This window comes from Streptomyces sp. HUAS YS2 (assembly GCF_033343995.1).
In the GTDB taxonomy this organism is placed as follows: Bacteria; Actinomycetota; Actinomycetes; order Streptomycetales; family Streptomycetaceae; genus Streptomyces; species Streptomyces solicathayae.
On record NZ_CP137573.1, the window covers coordinates 1,780,723 to 1,803,723 of the forward strand.

17 protein-coding genes are annotated in these 23,001 nt (G+C 73.1%); 7 read left to right on the forward strand and 10 right to left on the reverse strand.

The window, feature by feature from the left end:
• Positions 1 to 153: 153 nt before the first annotated feature.
• Positions 154 to 1,227, forward strand: a complete 1,074-nt coding sequence (locus R2D22_RS08135; RefSeq protein WP_318102247.1) for a DUF2637 domain-containing protein — start codon at positions 154 to 156, stop codon at positions 1,225 to 1,227.
• Between the two features lie 42 nt (positions 1,228 to 1,269).
• Here the strand turns inward: R2D22_RS08135 and R2D22_RS08140 are convergent, their stop codons facing one another.
• The 5 genes from R2D22_RS08140 to R2D22_RS08160 form a co-directional block, all read right to left on the reverse strand.
• Positions 1,270 to 1,635, reverse strand: coding sequence for an ATP-binding protein (locus R2D22_RS08140; protein ID WP_411976992.1), 366 nt, complete (start codon positions 1,633 to 1,635; stop codon positions 1,270 to 1,272).
• Between the two features lie 259 nt (positions 1,636 to 1,894).
• Positions 1,895 to 3,883 carry a calcium-binding protein gene (locus tag R2D22_RS08145; protein WP_318102250.1) on the reverse strand — a complete coding sequence of 663 codons (1,989 nt, stop codon included), beginning with the start codon at positions 3,881 to 3,883 and terminating at the stop codon, positions 1,895 to 1,897.
• A 143-nt stretch (positions 3,884 to 4,026) separates the two neighbouring features.
• Positions 4,027 to 5,769, reverse strand: a complete 1,743-nt coding sequence (locus R2D22_RS08150) for a pyruvate dehydrogenase (protein WP_318102251.1) — start codon at positions 5,767 to 5,769, stop codon at positions 4,027 to 4,029.
• A gap of 75 nt (positions 5,770 to 5,844) precedes the next feature.
• Positions 5,845 to 7,299, reverse strand: coding sequence for a protein phosphatase 2C domain-containing protein (locus R2D22_RS08155; protein ID WP_318102252.1), 1,455 nt, complete (start codon positions 7,297 to 7,299; stop codon positions 5,845 to 5,847).
• 108 nt (positions 7,300 to 7,407) lie between these two features.
• On the reverse strand, positions 7,408 to 11,169 hold the full coding sequence (locus R2D22_RS08160; protein ID WP_318102254.1) for a S8 family peptidase: 3,762 nt from the start codon (positions 11,167 to 11,169) through the stop codon (positions 7,408 to 7,410).
• A gap of 191 nt (positions 11,170 to 11,360) precedes the next feature.
• Here R2D22_RS08160 and R2D22_RS08165 point away from each other — a divergent pair, with 191 nt between their 5' ends.
• From R2D22_RS08165 to R2D22_RS08175, 3 genes are all read left to right on the forward strand, one after another.
• Positions 11,361 to 12,344, forward strand: a complete 984-nt coding sequence (locus tag R2D22_RS08165) for a helix-turn-helix domain-containing protein (protein WP_318102255.1) — start codon at positions 11,361 to 11,363, stop codon at positions 12,342 to 12,344.
• Positions 12,345 to 12,440: 96 nt separating this feature from the next.
• Positions 12,441 to 12,923 carry a DUF456 domain-containing protein gene (locus tag R2D22_RS08170; protein WP_318102256.1) on the forward strand — a complete coding sequence of 161 codons (483 nt, stop codon included), beginning with the start codon at positions 12,441 to 12,443 and terminating at the stop codon, positions 12,921 to 12,923.
• A 112-nt stretch (positions 12,924 to 13,035) separates the two neighbouring features.
• Positions 13,036 to 13,467, forward strand: a complete 432-nt coding sequence (locus R2D22_RS08175) for a PPOX class F420-dependent oxidoreductase (RefSeq protein ID WP_318102257.1) — start codon at positions 13,036 to 13,038, stop codon at positions 13,465 to 13,467.
• Here R2D22_RS08175 and R2D22_RS08180 read toward each other — a convergent pair.
• From R2D22_RS08180 to R2D22_RS08195, 4 genes are all read right to left on the reverse strand, one after another.
• Positions 13,436 to 13,876 carry a GNAT family N-acetyltransferase gene (locus R2D22_RS08180; RefSeq protein ID WP_318102258.1) on the reverse strand — a complete coding sequence of 147 codons (441 nt, stop codon included), beginning with the start codon at positions 13,874 to 13,876 and terminating at the stop codon, positions 13,436 to 13,438. The genes R2D22_RS08175 and R2D22_RS08180 overlap by 32 nt on opposite strands.
• Positions 13,877 to 13,880: 4 nt before the next feature.
• Positions 13,881 to 15,236: a bifunctional transcriptional activator/DNA repair enzyme AdaA gene (locus R2D22_RS08185; protein ID WP_318102260.1), complete on the reverse strand. Its 1,356-nt coding sequence runs from the start codon at positions 15,234 to 15,236 to the stop codon at positions 13,881 to 13,883.
• Positions 15,237 to 15,363: 127 nt separating this feature from the next.
• Positions 15,364 to 16,479, reverse strand: a complete 1,116-nt coding sequence (gene rsgA, locus R2D22_RS08190) for a ribosome small subunit-dependent GTPase A (protein WP_318102262.1) — start codon at positions 16,477 to 16,479, stop codon at positions 15,364 to 15,366.
• Positions 16,480 to 16,740: 261 nt separating this feature from the next.
• Positions 16,741 to 18,006, reverse strand: coding sequence for an MFS transporter (locus R2D22_RS08195; RefSeq protein ID WP_318102263.1), 1,266 nt, complete (start codon positions 18,004 to 18,006; stop codon positions 16,741 to 16,743).
• A gap of 140 nt (positions 18,007 to 18,146) precedes the next feature.
• Between R2D22_RS08195 and R2D22_RS08200 the strand changes: the two genes are divergently transcribed.
• From R2D22_RS08200 to R2D22_RS08210, 3 genes are all read left to right on the forward strand, one after another.
• Positions 18,147 to 19,082, forward strand: coding sequence for a LysR family transcriptional regulator (locus R2D22_RS08200; protein ID WP_318102265.1), 936 nt, complete (start codon positions 18,147 to 18,149; stop codon positions 19,080 to 19,082).
• Positions 19,083 to 19,187: 105 nt separating this feature from the next.
• On the forward strand, positions 19,188 to 19,352 hold the full coding sequence (locus R2D22_RS08205; protein ID WP_318102268.1) for a hypothetical protein: 165 nt from the start codon (positions 19,188 to 19,190) through the stop codon (positions 19,350 to 19,352).
• Between the two features lie 121 nt (positions 19,353 to 19,473).
• Positions 19,474 to 21,780 (forward strand): N-acetylmuramoyl-L-alanine amidase, encoded by a 2,307-nt coding sequence (locus R2D22_RS08210; protein WP_318102269.1) that lies wholly within the window; start codon positions 19,474 to 19,476, stop codon positions 21,778 to 21,780.
• Here R2D22_RS08210 and R2D22_RS08215 read toward each other — a convergent pair.
• The gene (locus R2D22_RS08215; protein WP_318102270.1) at positions 21,768 to 23,000 is read right to left on the reverse strand and encodes a cation:proton antiporter; all 1,233 of its coding nucleotides are present in this window, start codon (positions 22,998 to 23,000) and stop codon (positions 21,768 to 21,770) included. The two genes, R2D22_RS08210 and R2D22_RS08215, sit on opposite strands and share 13 nt — an antisense overlap.
• Between the last annotated feature and the right edge of the window lies 1 nt (position 23,001).

Genomic DNA, 23,001 nt, shown 5'->3' on the forward strand with positions numbered 1-23,001 from the left:
CCCCTTGCTTTGCACGACAGTTCGAGCAGATCGCACCTATTCGTATGCCGCGCCTCCCCAATGGCGTGCTCTTGCTCCGAAACCCCGTGACGACGTGCGGCCGTCGGCCAATATGGGCCGCCGAAACGCCCTACGCGATGCAAGGGACACCGCATGAGACTGACCGACATATCGCTGGACTGGCTGCTTCCGGGCGGCGTGATGCTCGTGGGAGTCCTGACGGCGGTGGCGGTCCTCGCGCGCGGCAAGCGCGCCGGTGACCAGTCCTCGGCCGACGACTCCTGGGAACGCAGCGAGGAGCGCCGCCGGCGCAAGGAAGCGGTCTACGGGACCGCGTCGTACGTTCTGCTGTTCTGCTGCGCGGCCGTCGCCGCCGCGCTCTCCTTCCACGGACTCGTCGGCTTCGGCCGGCAGAACCTCAACCTCTCCGGCGGCTGGGAGTACCTCGTCCCGTTCGGCCTCGACGGCGCGGCGATGTTCTGCTCGGTGCTCGCGGTCCGCGAGGCCAGCCACGGCGACGCGGCCCTCGGCTCCCGGCTCCTCGTCTGGACCTTCGCCGGCGCGGCCGCCTGGTTCAACTGGGTGCACGCCCCGCGGGGTCTGGGCCACGACGGCGCCCCGCAGTTCTTCGCGGGCATGTCGCTGTCGGCCGCGGTCCTGTTCGACCGGGCCCTCAAGCAGACCCGCCGGGCGGCGCTGCGCGAACAGGGCCTGGTGCCCCGCCCCTTGCCGCAGATCCGGATCGTCCGCTGGCTGCGGGCACCCCGGGAGACCTTCGCCGCCTGGTCGTTGATGCTCCTGGAGGGCGTCCGGACCCTGGACGAGGCCGTCGACGAGGTCCGCGAGGAGCGGCGGGAGAAGCAGCAGAACCGGCTCCGCCGGCGCGAGCGGGAGAAGCTCGACCGGGCCAGGATCAAGGCCCTCAGCGGGCAGCAGCGGGCGTTCGGGCTCGGCCGCAGCGGCGGACGCCAGGTCGACGTGCCGACGCTGACCGCCGGCGCTGGCTCCGCGGCGGCGGGCCCCGGCCCGTCGGTCGCGGAGCCCGCCATAGCGGACCCGGAACAACTGCCGCTTCGACCCCGGCCCTCCCTGCAAGCCGTGAGGGGCGCTGACCCGAGGGGCGAGTCCCGGACGGTGGACCTCACCGCCGAGGACGACACCCAGACGCTGCCCCGGCTCGACTCCCTGGAGCGCAAGCTCAAGGACCTGGAGCAGCAGTTCGGCTGACCGCCCCCGGTCCGGGCACGGCGTACGACGGCGGGGTCGCCTTCAGGCGGCCCCGCCGTAGAGTTCGAACCAGACGACCTTCCCCGGTTTCCCCTGGCCCTGACCCTGCACCTGTATCCCCCAGGCGTCCGCCAGAGCCTCGACCAGGACGAGTCCCCTGCCGTGGGTGGCCTCGTGCGTACCGGCGTCGGCGTGCGGTACGTACGGCGCGGGGAGGTCGGGGACGAAGTCCCGTACCTCCACCCGGAGGGTGTCGCTGGTGTCGGGGACGACGGTCGCGGTGACCACGGCCCCCTGATCGGTATGGATCAGCGCGTTGGTGACGAGCTCACTGGTCAGCAGCTCCGCCACGTCGCTCGCGCCGGGCCCGCCCCAGTGCCGGAGCATCGCCCGCAGCGCGTGTCTCACCTCCGGTAGCGCGGTGAGCTCGGCGCACCCCACCCTTCTGCGCAGTTGAGTCGGCCTTCCCGCCTCCCCGTTCATAACCCCCACCCACACGTCGGAACATCCCTTTCGCTCGAACAGGCTCACGGGGATGCATGCCCCGGACGATGGCCCCCATTCCTGTCGAACCGTCGGCGAACGGATGCATCGGGGTAAGTCACGCGTGCGCCCCCGCGCGGAACGCGGGGGCGCGAGGCGTGGGTGCGCCGCGGAGCGGCCGTCCCTACGGGCAGTTGTAGCGGTAGTCGTTGGCGTCGGTGGTGCAGGTGTCGAGGCCGGCGCCGCCGTCGACGGCGTCGTTGGCGCCGACGCCGTCCTGGGAGTTGAGGTTGTCGTTGCCGCTCTCGCCGGCGAGCCAGTCGTTGCCGGCCTGGCCGAAGAGCCGGTCGGTGCCGAGGCCGCCGCTGATGTAGTCGTTGCCGGCGCCGCCGTAGACCGTGTCGTTCCCGGCGTTGCCGTAGACGGTGTCGTTGCCGCTGAGGGCGCAGATCACGTCGTTGCCGGCGGTGCCGTTGATCGTCTCGAAGTTGCTGGTGCCGACGATGGTGCAGCCGCGGGAGTTGTTGACGGTGGTGGCGGCGTTGGCGTTGTTGTTGGCCGGGTTGGGGTCGGTCTCGACGGCCGCGGTGGCGACCCAGTCGGTCAGCGTGCCGGTGGCACGGGGTTCGGCCACGACGGTGACGGTGGCGGAGGCACCGGGAGCGAGATTCCCGAGCCGGCAGGTCATGGTGGTCGGGTTCACGGTGCAGGGACCGCCCTGGCTCGCCGTGGCCGACAGGATCGTCCCGGAACCACCGGTCAGCGTGTCCGAGATCGAGACCGCGGTCGCCGTCGTGGTGGTGCTGTTGTTCGTCACCCGGATCGTGTACGTCGCGCTGTCACCCAGACTCACCGTCGCCGGACCGGTCTTGGTCACGGAGACGTCGACGCTGGGCGGAGGCGGCGGGCCCGCGTCGACCAGGTAGCGGACCAGGGCCTGGTCGTCGAAGTTGCTCCCGGACACGACGATCTTGCCGTCGGACTGCAGCGCCACGGCATGGGCTTCGTCGAAGATGCGCCCGAGGTCGGTGGTCACCCTGCCGTCGCCGCCGAAAGTGGTGTCCAGGGAACCGTTCGTGTTGTAACGGGCGACGGCGACGTCGCCGTTGCCACCGCCCGCAACGACGATCTTCCCGTCTGCCTGGACGGCCATGTCGTTCCCGACCGCACCGCTGCCGCCGAAGCCCGTGGTCACCCTGCCGTCGCCGTCGAACGTGGTGTCGAAGTTCCCGTCGAAGTCGTAGCGGGCCACCGCGAACTCGGATCCGGCGCCGCTGCCACTGGACCCGGCAACGACGTACCTGTCGGCGCCATGCACGGCAACGCTCTGGGCCGCGTTGCCGAACGGGCTGGCCACCTTGCCGTTGTCGCCGAACGTCGGGTCGGGGCCGCCGGCCACCTGGTAGAAGCGCATGAGTCCGAACCCGGCGGGGCTGGAGCCAACGGCGAGAATCTGTTCGCCGCCGATGAACGTCATGTCGTTGATCGCCGACTCGCCGCCGGCGAACGTGAAGACGGTCTTGCCCGAACCGTCCTCACCGAAGCCGGCCTCAGGGACGCCGGCAGCGGTGATGCTTGCCACCATGGCGTTTCCGCCATAGACCCCGCCGACGAGGATCCCGCCGTCGTTCCCCGACAGCACCACGTTGGCGGAGGTCGGAACGGTCCCCCCGAGTCTGGTGAGGACCGTGCCGTCGCCCCCGAAGCTGGTGTCCAGGGAGCCGTCCATGTTGTAACGGGCCGCCGCGATCTGCGGCGCGTCGCCGCTGTCCGCCTGCCTGGTGCCGACCGCGACGATCTTGCCGCCGATCAACCCCATGCCACGAGCCTCGTCGGCCGAGCCGCCGAAGTCGGTGACGACGACGCCGCCGTTCCCGAACGTCGTGTCCGGGCTGCCGTCCGCGTTGCGGCGCAGCAGGTAGAAGTCGCTCGGGATCTCGGGGTCCTCACCGCTGCTGAGCGTGAGGATCTTGCCGTCCGGCTGAACGAGCACGTCCTCGTTGAACTCGCTGGGCGCGACAGCGATGTTGACCACGCCGTCGCCGCCGAACGAGGGATCCAGATCACCCGGGGCGGCCGTCGCCACCCCGGGCAGGCTCAGCACGAGCGCCATGGACGTGGCGATCAGCGCGCCGATGCGAACCGCTCGGCACGGTGGGGGATGAAGGGGCATGCGCGTCCACTCCGTCTGTGGGGATCCTCGGGCCCCACAGCTTTCTGGCGCGCCCGCCCCCACCCCGCAACGACCGGCCCCGCTGCACCCCACCGGTCTCCCGGATCCACTCTCCGGGGTGAGCGGCCCCCACCCGGTCGGCGCTACGGCCGGGGCACGTTGCGGAGGTTGGAGCGGGCCATCTGCAGCATCCGGCCGACCCCGCCGTCCAGCACGATCTTGCTCGCGGAGAGCGCGAAGCCGGTCACCATCTCGGCGCTGATCTTCGGCGGGATGGACAGCGCGTTGGGGTCCGTGACGACGTCCACCAGGGCCGGACCGCGATGCCTGAAGGCGTCCTTCAGCGCGCCCGCGAGCTGCTTCGACTTCTCCACGCGCACGCCGTACGCCCCGCAGGCGCGGGCGACCGCGGCGAAGTCGGGGTTGCGGTTGGTGGTCCCGTACGAGGGGAGCCCGGAGACCAGCATCTCCAGCTCCACCATCCCCAGGGAGGAGTTGTTGAACAGTACGACCTTCACCGGCAGGTCGTACTGGACGAGGGTGAGGAAGTCGCCCATCAGCATGGAGAATCCGCCGTCGCCGGACATCGACACGACCTGCCGGCGCGGGTCGGTGAACTGCGCGCCGATGGCCTGGGGCAGGGCGTTCGCCATCGAGCCGTGGCTGAACGAGCCGATGATCCGGCGCCGCCCGTTGGGCGAGAGATAACGCGCGGCCCAGACGTTGCACATGCCGGTGTCGACGGTGAACACCGCGTCCTCGTCGGCGAGTTCGTCGAGCACGGAGGCGACGTACTCGGGGTGGATCGGGGTGTGCTTCTCGACCTTGCGGGTGTACGCCTTGACCACGCCCTCCAGGGCGTCGGCGTGCTTCTTCAGCATCCTGTCGAGGAAGCGCCGGTCCGTCTTGGCACGCACCCGCGGGATCAGGCAGCGCAGCGTCTCGCGGACGTCGCCCCACACGGCGAGGTCCAGTCGGGAGCGGCGGCCCAGGTTCTCGGGCCGCACGTCCACCTGGACGATCCGCACTTCGTCGGGCAGGAACGCGTTGTACGGGAAGTCGGTGCCGAGCAGGATCAGCAGATCGCACTCGTGGGTGGCCTCGTACGCGGCGCCGTAGCCGAGCAGTCCGCTCATGCCGACGTCGTACGGGTTGTCGTACTGGATCCACTCCTTGCCGCGCAGCGCGTGGCCGACCGGCGACTTGATCCGCTCGGCGAACTGCATGACCTCCGGGTGCGCTCCGGCGGTGCCGCTGCCGCAGAACAGGGTCACCCGGTCGGCCCCGTCGATCAGCCGGACCAGGGCTTCGATCTCGTCGTCGCCCGGGCGTACGGTCGGCCGGGTCGTGACGAGGGCGATCTCGGCCGACTTCTCGGGGGCCGGCTGGGAGGCGACGTCCCCGGGGAGCGCGACGACGCCGACGCCGCCCCGGCCGACGGCGTGCTGGATCGCGGTGTGCAGCACGCGGGGCATCTGGCGCGGGTTGGAGATCATCTCGCTGTAGTGGCTGCACTCGCGGAACAGCTGGTCGGGGTGGGTCTCCTGGAAGTAGCTCAGGCCGATCTCGCTGGACGGGATGTGCGAGGCGAGCGCGAGGACCGGCGCCATGGAGCGGTGGGCGTCGTACAGGCCGTTGATCAGGTGCAGGTTGCCGGGGCCGCAGGAGCCGGCGCAGGCCGCGACCTTGCCGGTGAGCTGTGCCTCGGCCCCGGCGGCGAACGCGGCGGTCTCCTCGTGGCGGACCTGGATCCAGTCGATGCCGGAGTGCCGGCGGACCGCGTCCACGACCGGGTTCAGGCTGTCGCCGACGACCCCGTACAGCCGGCGGACGCCGGCCCGCGCGAGGATGTCGACGAACTGTTCTGCGACGTTCTGCTTGGCCATGGGTCCATCAACCCACGGTCCGCCCGGTCGTGCCTCGACGAACCGTTCGAACGGGGGACCCCGCCCCGCCCGTGCCTACGTCTCCCAGACCGCGACGCCGGTGCGGTCGTCCGCGTACCCCTTCACCCGCAGCTGGGTGTCGGCGAGGAAGGCGGCCAGGCCGGGCGGCTGATGGCCGGCCCAGCGGGCCGCGAGTTCGGCGGCGAGCGCGGGTTCGCCGCGCAGCGGGTCGGCGAGGCCGGTCGAGGCGAGCAGCAGGGTGTCGCCGGGGCGGGCCACCGAGGCACGGAACCGAAACGGTTCGGCGGGCGGCGGGAGGGGGGCCTCGACGAACGGCCCCGGCGCTGTCGTGATGCCGAGGTCCATGGTGAGCCCGTAGGCCTCGTCCGGCTCCGCGTCCCGCGTCGAGCCGAAGCCGACGACGGGCGCGCCGACGGTCGCCGCGGGCTCGGGGATCAGCGGCTCGATGTCCTGCCAGGCGCCGTCACGGAGCCGGAACAGGCCGCCGCGGCCGATGCCGAAGAAGACCCGGGTGCGGCATTCGGGGTCGGCCGACAGGAGCAGGCAGCGCAGGGTCGCGGTGTACTCCCCCGGGGCCAGGCCGCGTTCGGCCGCGCGGCCGCGCAGCCGGCCGTAGGTGCGGTCGGTGAGGCGGTGCAGGCCCGACTTGAGGTCGCCCCGCCGGCCGGCCCGGATGTCCTCGGAGAGCCGGGCGTGGCTGCGGCCGACGGCTTCGCCGATCCAGCGGCAGGCGTCGGCGGCGGCGAGATGGGCGTCCTCGGCGGCTCGGGCGCCGGCGGCGACGGCGACGAGGACGAGGGCGGCCTCGTCGTGGCCGAAGCGGGCGGTGAGCAGGGCGTCGCGCCGGGGTTCGCCGCGGTAGCGGGCGGAGTCGCCGCGGACGGAGGCGGCGCGCAGGGTGCAGGCGCCGTAGCGGGCGCCGTCGAGGACGGTGTCGGCGACGAGATCGGCCAGTTCGCCGGGGCGGGCGGCGGGCAGCGCCGTCGGCTCGGGCTCGTAGGTGGGCGGCCGGTCGCCGATGTGGCCGGTACGGGGCCGGGGGACGGCGGAGGGCGGCGACTCGGGCTCGGTGTCGGGATCCGTCTCGGTCTCCGTCTCCGGGGCGGGCCCGGCCGTGACGGTGGCCGGCGGTACGTCGGGGAGCGGGGGCACGGGGGGTGCGGGGGGCGCCGGGGGCGGTTCCGGCGGGCGGGACGGGAAGGTGCGCGGGGCGGCGGGGCCGTCGGCCGGGGCCTCCCACGGGGCGCGCCCGAGCGGTGCGGCCTGCGGGGGCGACGGGGGCACGGGAGGCGGCGGCGCCTGTGGCACAGGAGGCGGGGCGGCCCGAGGAGGCGGGGCGGCCTGCGGGGGTGTCGGGGCCTGGGGCGGCGGGGACTCGGCGTCTCCCCCGGTCGCCCGGGTCGCCGAGTCGAAGCGGTCGTCGAGCGTGTCACCCGACCTCGTCGGGGCCGTGTCCGGCGCCGCGTCGTCGTACAGCTTGTCCCACCAGTTGTCCCCCTGCTGAGTCATGCCCTTATTGTCCACCGCGAAGGGCGTGCGAAAACGGGACATCCGGAAAAAGTGGTCCGCCGGGCGGCCCCACCCCCCACGGGAAGGACGCCCGGCGGACCGGCGTGATCAGCGCACGTCGTAAGCGCGGACCACGGTCTGGGTGACGGAGTTGCCGTTGGCGTCCGTCAGTTCGGTCTTCAGGGTGACCGGCTCACCGGTCGCGCCCGCGTGGTTCACGGTCGCGGTCCACCGACCGCCCTGCTGGGTGACCTGCGCCGCCGTCCACGTGGTGCCCCCGTCGTACGAGTACGAGAGCTTCGCGGAGGTGAGCGCGGCGGGCGTGTAACCCGCGTGACCCGTCACGGTGAGGCCGATCTTCTGGCCGTCGGTCGCGGCGAGGGTCTTGAGTCCGTCCTCCGGAAGGTCGTACCGGGGGAAGAGAATCGGGATGCCTTGAGAGTAGACGTTCTCGTCGAGCTTCGAGGTGAATTTCCAGACGGAGTTGACGGAACTCGAGCGGTTCCAGACCTTGCTGGAGAACTTCATGACGTTCTGTTCGAGGGTGTACTCGGCTTCCTCGGACGGAACCTCGAAGGCGCCGAACGGCCAGGCGCTCCGGCCGATCTCCTCGCCGCCCTTGCGGAGCACGACGTTGCCGACGTCACCGAAGGAGCCGGGCTCGCCGTGGTGCGTGTTGTCGCCCCACATGGCGTCGGCGAAGCCGATGAGGTTGCCCTGCCGCTCGGAGACGAGGACCGGCTTGCCGGCCGCGTCGCGCGGTGCGGTGGGGGCGACCACACCGTCGTACCAGCTCTCGGTGCGCCGCTCGCCGGCCTCGTACGTGTGCGGCGTGCCGATCATGAACTCGCCGAACGGGAAGCTGGAGCAGAGCATCTTGTCCCAGGCGGTGTCACCCGTCGTGTAGTACTCGGTGCGGGAGCCCGGCGCGGGGACCGTCTCCAGGCCGCCGAAGCCGACCGCAAGACCGCTCGGCCGGCGCGCCGTGCCGAAGTCGAGGAAGTCGTTGGCGACGCCCATCGCGGTGTACGTGGACCTGGTGCTGCCCAGTTCGCCGTCGCGGACCCGGTACGTCCTGTCGTCGCGGATCGCGCCGGACTCCGGGAACCCGAGGTTGTAGAGGTACGGGCTCTTCGCGGTGGCCTTCCAGGAGAGGGTGACCGCGCCGGCCGAGAGCTTCTGGAGCAGCGTCGCCGCCTCGGCGGCCTCGACGGCGAGGACCGGGAGTCCGGCCGTGCCGAAGCCGGCGGACGGGTACCAGCGGCCGGGGGCGGTGCGGTGGGCGACGACGGCGATCGCGCCGGCGGCCTTGGCGTTGCGGGCGACGGTGGCCGAGAAGTTGTTGTCGTCGGGGAACCGGACCAGCGCGACCTTGCCCTTGACCCCGGCGGCCGTCAGCTCGGCCGGGGTGCCCGCGCCGGCGTCGACGAGAGCGGCGGATCCGGTGCCGTCGAGGTTGTCGGAGCCCGTGGAGCCGGTGTACGGGTGCAGCGCGAGTCCGTCGGCCGTCTTCAGCTCCGAGACCTGCGGGGCGGCGGTGCGCCAGTAGCTGCCGAACTCGAACTCGCCGTCCTCTGCGGCGCCTTCGACGGACGCGTAGTAGCCGCGGACCGTGCGCGTTCCGACGGCGGTGCCGGCGTGCAGCCAGGTCTCGTCCCAGGACCGGGCGAACGCCAGGGTGGCGCCGCGCAGTTCACCGGCCTTGTCGGTGCGCACCGACAGCTTGTGGGCCTTGCGGGCGTCGAGGACGACGACGGTGTCCTTCTTCAGCTCCACCTGGGGGCGGCCCAGGTAGCTGATCGAGTCGTCGAGCCCGGCGTTCTCGCCCGCGTCGGGGGTGGTGACGAAGGAGGACAGGAAGTAGCTGCCGGGGCGCAGCCGGTAGACCTGGTCGGCGGAGCCGTCGTTGAAGCGGCGCTCACCGGTGGAGGTGTCGGTGCCGATGACGTCGAGGGACGACGCGCCGTCCGCGGGCTTGCCCTGCCGGTCGATCAGCTTCACCCGCAGGGTGACCGTCTCGGGCTCGACGTACAGCGAGAACGGGGTGGAGACGTGGACGCCGCCGGGGGCGGTGGCGACCACGCGGCCGGTGATGTCGCCGTACTGGGCGCGCTGCAGGTCGGCGGTCGGGTCGAGCTTCAGCGGGACCTCGGCGGTGCCGCCGGCCGGGACGGTGAGCGTGCGCGCGCCGAGCCGGGCGATCGGGGAGGCCAGGGCGGAGCCGTTGTTGCCGGTGACCTTCTCGACCGCGAGCGTCAGGGTGACGGGCTTGTCGGTGGTGTTGGTGTACGGCACGGCGACCGTGGTGCGGTCGGTGTTGTTCTGCGGCCAGTTGAAGGTGCCGCCCTGGACTGCGTCTGCGCCGAGGACGGTCTGGTCGACGGCGGCCTTCACGTCGAGCCGGCCGCCGCCGACCTCGCGGACGTCGCCGGGGACGCCGTTGTTCGCGGAGGAGACGAGGGCCGCCTTGATCTGCTGGGCGGTCCAGTCGGGGTGGCGCTGCTTGACGACGGCGGCGGCGCCCGCGACGTGCGGGGTGGCCATCGACGTGCCGGACATGCCCTGGTACGCGTACACGCCCCGGCCGCCGGCCGCGGCGGCGTTGATGCCGACACCGGGGGCGGCGATCTCGGGCTTGAGGGTGTGACTCAGGGTCGTCGGGCCGCGGCTGGAGAACCAGGCGGTCGAGTCGTCGCGGTCGACGGCGCCGACGGTCAGCACGCTCGGCGCGCAGCCGGGCGAGGAGACGGTGTTGAGCGAGGGCCCGGTGTTGCCGGCCGCGATCACGAACAACGTGCCCTTGTTCTGGGCCAGTTGCTCGGCGGCGACGCTCATCGGGTCGGTGCAGTCGGTCTCGGACGGGTTGCCGAGGCTCATGGAGACCACGTCGGCGCCCTGGGCGACGGCCCACTCCATGCCCGCGATGATCCAGGACGTGGCTCCGGAGCCGCTGTCGTTCAGGACCTTGCCGTTGAGCAGCTCGGCGCCGGGCGCGACGCCCTTGTTCCTGCCGCCGCTCGCGGCGCCGGAGCCGCCGACGGTGGAGATGGTGTGGGTGCCGTGGCCCTGGCGGTCGTCGGCGCTGTCGGAGTCGGTGAAGTTCTCCGCGGCGCTGATACGGCCCTTGAGGTCGGGGTGTTCGGCGTCCGCGCCGGTGTCGAGTACGGCCACCTTGGTGCCCGTGCCGTCGTAGCCGGCGGCCCATGCCTCGGGGGCGTGCACCTGCTTCGTCGAACGCTCCAGGGTGGCCTGGACCTTGCGGTCGAGCCAGAGCTTCTCGAGGCCGGAGGCGCTGCGGGCGGCCGGGGCCTCGACGTCCTTCCAGAACGCGCCGGCCTGCTTCTTGTCGGCGGCGAGGGCGACGCCGCGGACGGTCTTGAGGACCTTGCCGCGCTTGGCGCCGCGCGGCGCGGCGGGCGCGGAGCGGGCGACGTCGGAGCCGTACACGGCGATCAGCGGCAGGGTCTTGGCGGCGGCGTCGTCATAGCCCTGCCGGATCAGGCCGGTGACGTTGAACAGCTCCTGGTCGACGCGGCCCGCGGCGAGCGCGGCGGTGGCGCCCGCGGGGTACACGTACAGGTCCTGACCGGAGCGGCGGGTCTGCACGAACGGCACGGTGCCGTCCTCGCCGGGCAGGGCCACGGCGGACGGGTTGCCGGCGGCATCGCGGGTCACCAGGATCCGGTCGCCGGTGACGAGGGTGACGGTCGCCGACCGGTCCCCCGTCCTCGCGGCGGCCTCGCTGCCGACCAGCGGTCGCTGGGCGGTCGCCTCGTCCCGCGGCATGGCCGCGGTGGACGGGGCGACCGCGGTGACGGCCAGGACGGCGGCGGTCGCCGCCCCCAGTGCCGTACGCGATATCGGACGCATCGCTCTCCCCAGGTGAATCCGGGCATGGGGCGGCAAAGCGCCCTTTCCCGGAGGCTGTTGGTGCTGCGGTGGCATGACATTGGCAGAGGAGCGGGTGGTGCAGGGATGATGTACGAGGCGGGAATACGCCGTGGCCGATTCCCGCCAGCGGCGTGTTGGAACATGAACGTCCGGTAAGGGGTGGGGCAGCGGTGCTGGGAGCGATAGGTCTCGACGAACGCCAGGAGTCCGCGTACCGCGCGCTGATCGCGCTGGGAGCGGCGGAGGTCACCGATCTGGCGCATCATCTGTCGATGCCGGAGACGGACACCGAGCGGGCGCTGCGGCGCCTGGAGGCGCAGGGGCTCGCGGCGCAGTCGACGGCCCGGACCGGCCGCTGGGTGGCCGCGCCGCCGGGAGTGGCGCTGGGGGCGCTGCTGACCCAGCAGCGGCACGAACTGGAGCAGGCGGAGCTGGCGGCGGCGCTGCTCGCGGAGGAGTACCGGGCGGAGGCCAGCGAGCCCGCGGTGCACGACCTGGTGGAGGTGGTGACCGGCCGCGGCGCAGTGGCGCACCGGTTCCTCCAGATCCAGCTGGGGGCGACGGAGGAGGTCTGCTGCCTGGTCACGGGGAAGCCGATCGCGGTGACCGGGGCGGAGAACGACGCGGAGGACCGGGTGGCCAGCCGCGGGGTGTCCTACCGGGTGGTCCTGGAGCGGGAGGTGCTGGCGCATCCCTCGGGCCTCGGCGATCTGACGGCGGCGCTCGGCCGCGACGAGCAGGTCCGGGTCGTGGACCGGGTGCCGACCAAGCTGGTGGTGGCGGACCGGACGCTGGCGCTGGTGCCGCTGACCGGCCGCGGTGCGGAGCCGGCGGCGCTGGTGGTGCACGCGAGCGGGCTGCTGGAATCCCTGATGGGCCTCTTCGAGTCGGTGTGGCGCGAGGCGCTGCCGCTGCGGCTCGGCGCGGGCGCGCAGGTCACGCAGGACGAGATGCCGGGCCCGGACGCGACGGACCTGGAGGTGCTGTCGCTGCTGCTCGCCGGGATGACGGACGCGAGCGTGGCCAAGCAGCTGGACCTGGGGCTGCGCACGGTGCAGCGCCGGGTGAAGGGCCTGATGGAGCTGACCGGCGTGACGACCCGGCTCCAGCTGGGCTGGCACGCGTACGAGAAGGGCTGGGTCGCCCGGCACTGAGAGGGGGGCCGGGCGGCGGCCCCGGGGCGGGGCCGCCGGGGCCCGTTCGGGCGGCTGTGACCTGCGCGGACGGCGGGATTCCGGCACCCTTGGCAGATGGGTGTGTGGCAGCTCCTGCTGATCGCGAGCGTGATGCTGCTCGGCCTGTTCGGGGTGCTCGCGCCCGGCGTGCCGGGGCCCTGGCTGGTGTGGGCGGCCATGCTCTGGTGGTCGCTGCACGAGCAGACGAAGCTCGCCTGGATCCTGCTGGTCGCCTCGACCGCGCTGCTGCTCGTCACCCAGGTGGTCGTGTGGCAGCTGCCGCCGCGCCGGATCCGCGGCCTCGGCATCACCCGGCGGCTGGTGACCTCCGCCGGCCTCGGGGCCCTGCTCGGCTTCTTCATCGTCCCGGTGATCGGCGCGATCCCGGGTTTCGTCGGCGGCGTCTACCTCTCCGAGCGGCTCCGGCTCGGCGGCCACGGCCAGGCCCGCGCCTCGACGCGGCGGCTGATGCGGGCGGTCGGCACGAGCGTGCTGGTGGAGCTGTTCTCCTGCTTGTTGATCGTCGGCGCGTGGCTGGGCGCGGTGATCTGGGGCTGACGGCCGCCGCGCTCACGCCGGCCGACGCCCGCGTGGACCTAGGTCCCGGGCCCCGTCGCGTCTGGGTCCGTGTGCCGATGCCGGGTGGGCGGCCGCGCGGGAGGCTGGGGTCATGAGGGACTTCGAGGGATTCAGCGAGGCCGAGCGCGCGTATCTGCGGACCCAGCGGCTGGGCCGGATGGCCACCGTGGACGCCGCGGGACAGCCTCAGGTCAACCCCGTCGGTTTCTTCCCGCGGGACGACGGGACGGTGCTGGTCGGCGGCATGGCGATGGGCCGCACGAAGAAGTGGCGCAATCTGCACGACAACCCGAAGGTCGCGCTGGTCGTCGACGATCTGGCGAGCGTCCGGCCCTGGCGGGTCCGCGGGGTGGAGATCCGGGGCGAGGCGGAACTGCTGGTGGGGCCCCACGAGCTGGGGCCCCACTTCAGCGCGGAGGTGATCCGCATCCACCCGCGGCGCGTCCACAGCTGGGGGCTGGAGGTCGGCGAGGTCGGCGAGGTCGGCGAGGTCAGCGGGGAAGGTCGATCTGGTACTTCATGAAGCCGGTGTCGCGGGCGACCTTGTCGTAGAGGCGACGGGCCGTGGTGTTCGAGGTCTGGGTGTTCCAGTAGACCCGGCTGCAGCCCCGGTCCTCCGCCCACCGCGCGACGGCCTCGATCAGGGCCCCGCCCACGCCTCGGCCCCGGACCTCCGGGTCGGTGTAGAGGTCCTGGAGGTAGCAGACGTCCGGGCCCGAGGTGCTCGGGTGGACGAAGAAGTGCGTGATGCCGACGAGCCGGCCGTCGATGCGGGCGCCGAGCGCGTGCATCCGGGTGTCGTCCTGGAAGGCATGCCAGGACCGCTCGTACATCTCGGGGCCCTCGGTGCGCCCGTAGAAGTCGATGTACGCGCGGAAGAGCGACTCCCATGCCTCGCGGTCGGCGGGCCCGAGCCTGTCTGTGCTGATCATGGCGTCATTCTGCCGGTACGGCCGCCAGGTATCGAACGGCGTACGAACGCCAGGGCGCCCAGGCATCGCCGTCCGGAGTCCCGGCGGGCGCGACGTCCGGGTCGCCGAGGGCGCGCATCCGGATCGCGGCGGCCGCCGCCGGGGTCACACCGTCGACGGCGAGCAGCGCCCGCTCGGCCGCGTCCCGGTCCGCGCCCGGGTCGAGGCGTACGGAACCGTCGGCGAGCGCGGCGGCGAGCGGGCCGGCCACGGGGTGGGCGGTGAGCGCGGCGGGTTCGGGGAACAGGTGGGTGAGGCCGCCGCAGGGGGTGTCGAGGGCGGTGCCGTGGGCGGTCACCAGCCGGGTCGCCTCGGCCGGGCCGACGAGGGTGCGGAGTGCGAACTCCTCGGGCTCGGCCGCGCCGGGCGAGCGCACCCCGGGGCGGGCGGCGACGCGGGGGGCGAGCCCGGGGTCGGCGGCCAGCCGTTCGGCGACCGCGTACGGGTCGGCGTCCAGGTCGAACAGGCGGCGCAGCCGCTGCACGGCGGTGGTGAGGTCGCGCAGGTCCGCGAGGTGGATCCGGGCCTCCAGCCAGGGCCCGGGGGACGCCTCGTCGACGGCGGCGACGCCCCAGCCGTACGGCAGCCGCAGGGTGCGGCGGTACGTGCGGGCGCCGGGCTCGCCGACGACCTCCTCGATGCCGGGGACGGCCTCGGCGGCCAGCAGGTCGAAGACCTCGCGGGCGGCGTACGGGCCGCGGTGCGCGAGCCGCAGCGGGACGCCGGCGGCCTGCGCGGTGCGCGGGCCGGTGGCGGTGCCGGTGCCGGACTCGGCGCGCAGGGCGCTGGGGGTGCGGGCGTAGATGCGGCGGATCGTGTCGTTGAACTGGCGGACGCTGGCGAAGCCGGACGCGAACGCGATCTCGGTGACCGGCAGGCCGGTGGTCTGCAGGAGCAGCCGGGCGGTGTGGGCGCGCTGCGCGCGGGCGAGCGCGACCGGCCCGGCGCCCAGCTCGGCGGTGAGCTGTCGCTGCACCTGGCGGGCGCTGTAGCCGAGCCGCCCGGCGAGCCCGGGCACGCCCTCGCGGTCGACGACTCCGTCGCCGATGAGGCGCATGGCCCGGCCGACGACGTCGGCCCGCACGTTCCACTCGGCGGAGCCGGGCACGGCGTCGGGCCGGCAGCGCCGGCAGGCCCGGAAGCCGTGGCCCTGCGCAGCGGCGGCGGTCGGGAAGAACCGGACGTTCTGGCGCTTGGGGGTGACCGCCGGGCAGCTCGGGCGGCAGTAGATCCCGGTGGTGGCGACCGCGAAGAAGAACGCCCCGTCGAACCGTGCGTCCCGGCTGCTGACCGCCTCGTATCTGGTCTCTTCGTCCCTCACACACCCAGTGTGCGGGACCCGGGCAGCCGGGACTCGCGGTATTCGGACACGGCGTTCGGGCGGGGCGGGCGGGCACCCGCCACCCGCCCTGGCGGCTGCCACCGGACCCGCGCCCGGTGACCGGCCGCTACCGGACCCGGCCGCCGCGTTTGACCGCCATGGCCGCGCGACCCTCCGCGCCCTTGCGCTTCCAGTCCTTGAGCATCTCCGCGCGGACCCGGGCGTCGGTCTTGGCGACGATGCGCTGGTTCTCCCGGAGGAGCTTGCGGTAGCTCTCCAGGCGACGCACCGGCAGCGAGCCGTCGTCGATCGCCGCGATCACCGCGCAGCCGGGCTCCGACTCGTGGGCGCAGTCGTGGAACCGGCAGTCCCGGGCCAGCTCCTCGATCTCCGAGAAGACCTGGCCGACGCCGCCCTCCGCGTCCCAGAGGCCGACGCCGCGCAGTCCGGGCGTGTCGATCAGCGCGCCGCCCGCGGGCAGCAGGAGCAGGTTGCGGGTGGTCGTGGTGTGCCGGCCCTTCCCGTCGACGTCCCGGGCGGCCTGCACCTCCATGGAGTCCTCGCCGGTCAGCGTGTTGGCGAGGGTCGACTTCCCGGCTCCGGAGACGCCGAGCAGCACGCTGGTCCCGCCGCCGACGACGGCCTTGAGCACCTCGACGCCCTCCCCCGTCTGCGAGCTGACGGGGAGCACCTGGACGCCGGGCGCCACCGACTCCACGTCCTGGACGAGGTAGGAGAGCCCGACCGGGTCCGGGACCAGGTCGGCCTTGTTGAGCACGACGACCGGTTCGGCGCCGGACTCCCAGGCGAGCGCGAGGAACCGCTCGATCCGGCCGAGGTCCAGCTCGACGGCGAGCGAGACGGTGATGATCGCGTGGTCGACGTTCGCGGCGAGCACCTGGCCCTCGGACCGCTGGGACGAGGTGGAACGGGAGAACTCGGTCCGGCGCGGCAGGTACGCGCGGACGTAGCGGGGGGTGCCGTCGGTCTCGACGGCGGCCCAGTCGCCGGTGCAGATGACCCGCAGCGGGTCGTGCGGGGTGACGAACGCGGTGTCCGCGCGGACGAGTCCGTCCGCGGTCACGACGTCGCACTGCCCGCGGTCGACGCGTACGACCCGCCCGGGGACGAGACCCTGGTCGGCGTACGGGGCGAACGCGGCCTCCCACTCCTCGTCCCAGCCGTACGGGGCGAGCGGGTGCGCGGAGGTGGAGTTGTGTGCCTGGAAAGAGGCGAGAGACAAGGGGTGACCCTTCACAAAGGGTGGCCCCGGCGCGCGCCTCGACGAGACGCGGAAGGAGAGAGAGGTCAGCCGGCGGCCACGGAGGTGGAGTTGACGAGCTTCTGGATGAGGGCGGCGCCCATCGAAACGACAGCCATCGGTCACACCTCCTGGATCACACACAACCGGTCACGACGACGCTTCGCCGTCGTGGAACGAGCAGAACGGTAACCGCCGCACCGCGCACGGCGCCAACGATTTTTGACCTGGGGTTTCGTGGCACTACGACCCGGCGGCGGGGAGGCGGGAGTCGATGTTCTCGGCATCGCCGCCGGACTTCTTCTTCCGGTCGTGTCGGGGAAGCAGGAGCGGGGTGGTCAGGGCGAGCAGTCCCACGACGGTGAGCGCGGCGCGCGGGCCGGTGACGTCGGCGAGCAGCCCGGCCAGCGCGGTGAGGACGGCGATGGCCGCCTGCTGGCCGATCGACCAGGCCGTCAGGGTGCGGGCGACGAGGTGCTCGGGGGTGTGTTCGAGCCGGTAGGCGGCGAGCACCGGGGTGTACAGGCTCATGTTGATGATGATCGCCAGTTCGACGACCATCACGGTGACGAGGCCGACGGCGCCGGGACGGACGAGCGCCAGGCCGATCAGCCAGACGGCGCGCAGGGTGCCGACGGTCCGGAAGACCGCCGGCCGGCCGTAGCGGGCGACGACCCGGCGGGCCAGCCGGGAGCCGACGAGTCCGCCGAGGCAGGGCGCGGCGAAGGCGAGGCCGTACTGCCAGGGCGGGAACCCGAGCCCGCGCAGCAGCAGCACGGCCAGCAGCGGCTCGCTGGCCATGATCAGGCCGGAGACGAGCATGTTGTTGAGGTAGAGCGCCCGCAGCACGGGACGGCCCAGGATGTGTCGCCAGCCGTCGAGCACCCCGCCCGTCCGGACCGGGCTCTTGCGGGTCGGTGACGGCGCGTCCCCCGGGTCTCGGATCGCGGTGAGGCCCAGCGCGGAGAGCAGGTGGCTGAGCGCGTCGGCCGCCACGGTGACGACCGGCCCGAACAGGCCGATCGCCGCCCCGCCCAGGGGCGGCCCGACCGCGATGGCGCTCCAGTTCGTGGACTCGAACCGCGCGTGGGCGACGAGCAGGTCGTCCGGTCGCACCAGCGACTTGAGGTACGCGCCGCCGGCCGCGCCGAACGCGATCCTGGCCGCGGCGACCACCACCGAGATCACGAGCAGGTGGACGAAGCCGAGCAGGCCGAAGGCGTAGGCGACCGGGATCGTCGCCATGGCCGCGAACCGGGCCAGGTCCATCGTGATCATGACCCGGCGCTTGGCGCGGACCTCCACCCACGGCGCGAGCGGCACCGCGATCAGCGCGCCCACCGCGGGCCCCACCGCCGACAGCACGGACACCTCGGCGGGACCGGCGTGCAACACCAGCACGGCGATCAGCGGCAGGGCCCCGAATCCGAGCCCGGACCCGTAGGCGCTCACCGCGTACGACGCCCACAACCAGCCGAACCGCCGGCCCAGCGGTCTCCTGCCCAGCATCCTCGGTGCACTCCCCTCGAAGCCCCGTCCCCACAAACAGGTGTTGACCAGGGAGAGCCAAGCGGGCAGGGAAGTAGCAGGTCAAACAACCATCGTGCCCGATTCCTACAACCGTTGGTTGTTCACTAAGGTGTCTCGGCATGGATCTCGAAGCAGTGCGCACCTTCGTCGCCGTCGCCGACGCGGGCCAGTTCCAGAAGGCCGCCGCCGACCTGTCGATCACCCAGCAGGCCGTCTCCAAGCGCATCGCCGCGCTGGAGCGCAGTCTCGGCGTCCGGCTGTTCACCCGCGCCCCGCGCGGCGCCGAGCTCACCATCGACGGTCAGGCGTTCCTGCCCCACGCGCGCGAGCTGCTGCGGGTCGCCGAGCGCGCGGCCGGGTCCGTGCGCACCGACCGCCGTCCGCTGCGGGTCGACGTGATCAACCTGCGTGGTGCGACGTCGGGCCTGATGCGCGACTTCCACCGCGCGCACCCGGAGATCGAGCTCGACGTGATGAAGCTGTTCGAGATCGAGGAGGCCGTCGCAGCCCTCCGCTCCGGTGCCATCGACGCGACCTTCCGCGCCGTCGCCGCGCCCGGTCGGCCCCTTCCCGAGGGCATCGAGTCCGTCCGGGTGCTCGACGAGCCGCTCCAGCTCCTCACCGGCCCCGGCCACGCGCTGGCGGGTGCCCGGTCGGTGGCGCTCGGCCGGCTGGCCGGGCACCGGATCTGGATGCCCGGCATCGTCCCCGGCACCGAGTGGGGCGCCTACTACGACGACCTCGTCGCCGAGTTCGGCCTCACCGTCGAGGCGACCGGACCCAACTTCGGCTCCGACGCGCTCCTCGACACCATCGCCGACACCCCGGCCCTGGCCACCTTCATGGGCGCGCACACCCGTCTCATCTGGCCCGCCGGTCACGACCTGCGCAGCATCCCGGTGACCGACCCCACGCCCGTCTACCCGCACTCGCTCCTCTGGCACCGCGACAACCCCCACCCGGCGCTGGCCACCCTCCGTTCCCATCTCGCCGCCGCGGCGGACCGCCCCGACGCCACCGGGACCTGGGCGCCGGGCTGGGTACTGCCGCGGTGAGCCGAGGCGGACGGTGCTCCCGGGAGGGAAGTTCCCGCGGTTCCCCCGGTCGCACGCGATCGGCGTCCGGGCGGCCCGGCGGACTTCGGCCCGCTGAAGGATCCCGTGCGGCACGGGCGTACCGCCGACGACCCGCTGGTGCCGCCCATCCTGGGGCACCGGGACTACCAGCACGATCCGGAGGTCCAGGAGAACCTGGCGCTGATGCACGCCCGCGCCGAGGCGCGTACGCAGCGCATGCCGGCCAAGCGGCCGCCCCTGGCGCCCTGACACGCCCCCCCGTGCCGCCCAGGCGAATCCCTGGTGGAAGGCGGGATTCCACGCTCAGGTAAGTTCTCGCCGACACGGGCGCACCCGGCGCACCGGCAGAGGACTCAGAGGGGTGGGCCGCATGAAGCGGCGTCGGGTTTGGGGTACGGCGATCGCCGTGGCCGCGGGTTTGTCGGGCGTGGTGGTCTTCGGGGGGATGACCGGGAACGCCGACGGGGAGTACGACGGCAAGGCCGCGGGCGGCCCCGTCGACACGAAGACCAGGAGCGTGAAGCTGAAAACCGTGGACGGCGGGCGCAGCGCCTCGCTGGCCCGGCAGGACACCGAGCCGTTCAGCATGCTCGGCGTCACCTGGGCCGATCCAGCGGCCCGGATGCCGGGCACGGTCGAGGCGCGCACCCGCGGTGCCGAGTCGGGCGACTGGTCGCGCTGGGTCGAGCTGGACGACCTCGGCACGCCTGATCCGACGGCCGAGCGCGGCGGCACCGAGCCCGTCTGGTTCGGGTCGTCGGACGGCGTGGAGGTCCGGGTCGTCGCGGGCGGGAAGTCCACCGCCGTGCTCCCCTCCGACCTGCGGCTCACCCTGGTCGACCCCGGCAGGAGCGGCGGGACCCCGCAGGCGATGGCGCCGGCCGCGTTCGCCGTCGAGGGCGAGGAGTCCGCGACGCCGACCGCTCCCGCCCCTGAGCCGGGCACCGAGAGCCCGGCGCCCGAGCCGGCGCCCAGCGAGACCCCCACCACCGGCGCCCCGACCACGGCACCGGAGACCACCGAGCCCGCGCCGCCCGCCCCGGAGACGAGCGCGCCGGAGACCGCCTCGCCGTCCGCTTCCGCGCCGGCCACCGCCACCCCGTCCCCGAGCGCGACCGGACCGACCCCGCCGCCGTCGACGGCGGCCCGGCCGGCGATCACCTCGCGGGCCGGCTGGGGCGCCGACGAGAGCATGAGCCCGGAGGCCCCCACGTACCTGCCGGGCGGGAAGATCAAGGCGGTGGCCGTGCACCACACTGCCGCGACGGAGGACTACAGCTGCGCCGACTCGGCGGCGATCGTGCGCGGCATCTACGCCTACCACGTCAAGCCGGCGTCCGAGGGCGGCAACGGCTGGAAGGACATCGGCTACCACTTCCTCGTCGACAAGTGCGGCACGATCTTCGAGGGTCGCAAGGGAGGCGTGGACCTGCCGGTGGTGGGCGCGCACACTTACGGCTTCAACAGCGAGACGACCAGCATCTCCCTGATCGGCGGCTACACCACGACGACCCCGTCGAAGTCGCAGCTGATCTCGGCCGCGCGGATCGCCGCCTGGAAGCTCGGCCAGTACGGCGTGGACCCGGCCGGCACCACCACATTGACCGCCGGTGACGTCGGCACCAACTACTACGGCAAGTCCTGGGCGAAGGGCACTCAGGTCCCCTTCTCGAACGTGTTCGGCCACCGGGACGGCTTCAACACCCAGTGCCCGGGCCAGGCCGCGTACAACCAACTGCCCTCGATCCGCTCCTGGGCCGCGGGCCCGGTGGCAGGGCTGCGCGTCACGTCCGTCACCGGCGCGACGCAGTCGGCCGGCACGTACTACACGCGCGGTCCGCTGACCGTCGCCTGGACGTCGACCACACCGTCCTCGTTCATCATCCGGCACGAGGTCCTGATCGACGGCAACGTAGTGGCCACCGCCACCGGTTCGGCGACGTCCGCCGCGATCACCGTCCCTGCGGGCCGCCACAGCGTCGCCGTGCGCGCGGTCCACACGACGCGCAAGCTCGCCACGACGCCCGCGCTCGCCGTGGTCGGCGACACCACCGCCCCGGTGTTCTCCACCACGCCACGCGTCTACCTGCGCCCTGGCACGGTCGACACGACCGCCGTGCCGCTGAATCTGGTGTGGAAGGCCACCGACGCCGCCGCGCTCCGCGACGTCCGACTGACGACGCCGGTGCCCAAGGTGTACGGCCCGACGGTGACCACCGCAGCGCACACCGCGAAGTCCGCCGTCGCCACGATGTGGACGCTCAACGCGTACGACCAGGCCGGCAACCGCACGACCGCGTCGGTCGGTTCGACGCCGGTGATCCTCCAGGAGACCTCCGCGGTCCGCTCGGGCACCTGGACGGCGAAGTCGTCGGCCGGCTACCTCGGCGGCAAGTCCCTCTCCAGCGGCTCGCGCAACGCCTCGCTGAGCTGGACGTTCACCGGCCGCTCGGCCGCGTGGGTGGTCTCCCGGGCGACGACCTCCGGTCAGGCGTACGTGTACGTGGACGGGGTCAAGATCGCGACGGTGGACCTGAAGTCGTCGACCACGAAGTACCGGGACGCGATCTGGACACGGAGCTGGTCGTCTGCGGCCAAGCACACCGTGAAGATCGTGGTGGTCGGCACCTCCGGCCGGCCGACCGTCACTAGCGACGGTCTCGTCTACCTGCGCTGACCTCGCCTGTTCGCAGCGGCGCCGGCTCCCACCCCTCGCGGGTGCGGAGCCGGCGCCGTTCCGCGTCCGCGGGCGCCTCTGAGCCGGGTGAGCAGCGGCTCGGTCCAGCGGGCGGTCGTCGGGCCGAGCAGCACCATGAGCATGACGTAGGCGGTGGCGAGCGGGAGGATCCGCGGCTCGGTGGCGGCGGCGAGGCCGGCGATGACGACGGAGAACTCGCCACGGGCGACGAGCGCCCCACCGGCCCGGAACCGGCCCCGCGTACCGACTCCGGCGCGTCGGGCCGCGTACCAGCCGGTGGCGACCTTGGTGACGACGGTGACGGCGGCGAGCAGCAGGGCGACCGGCAGCACCGGCGGGATCGCGGCCGGGTCGGTGGACAGCCCGAAGAAGACGAAGAAGACCGCCGCGAACAGGTCCCGCAGCGGGGTGAGCAGCCGGTGCGCACCCTCGGCGACCTCGCCGGAGAGCGCGATGCCGACGAGGAACGCGCCGACGGCCGCGGAGACCTGGAGCCGCTGGGCGATCCCGGCGACCAGGACGGTCAGGCCGAGCACGACGAGCAGCAGCATCTCGGGGTTGTCGGAGGAGACGGCCCGGCTGAGGTGGTGACCGTGGCGGAGCGCGAAGTACAGCACGACGACGACGGTGCCGAGCGCGACGACGAGCGCGATGCTGCCGCCGGCCAGGCCGACGCCGGCCACCAGGGCGGTGAGCAGCGGCAGATAGAGCGCCATGGACAGGTCCTCGATGACGAGGACGCCGAGGATCGCGGGGGTCTCACGGTTGCCGAGCCGGCCGAGGTCGGTGAGGACCTTGGCGACGACGCCGGAGGAGGAGATCCAGGTGACGCCGGCCAGCGCGACGGCCCCGACGGGGCCCCAGCCGAGGAGGATCCCGGCGAGCGCCCCGGGCAGCGCGTTGAGGACGAAGTCGACGAGCCCGGACGGGTATTGGGTGCGCAGGCTGCCGACCAGTTCGGAGGCGGAGTACTCCAGGCCGAGGGTCATCAGGAGGAGGATGACGCCGATCTCGGCGCCGACCGCGACGAACTCCTCGCTGGCGTCGAGCGGCAGCAGTCCGCCCTTGCCGAACGCGAGGCCGGCGAGCAGGTAGAGCGGGACGGGCGACAGGCCGATGCGGCCGGCGAAGCGTCCGATCAGTCCCAGGGTGAGGAGGAGCGCGCCGAGTTCGAGCAGCAGGGAGGTGGTGTCGTGCACA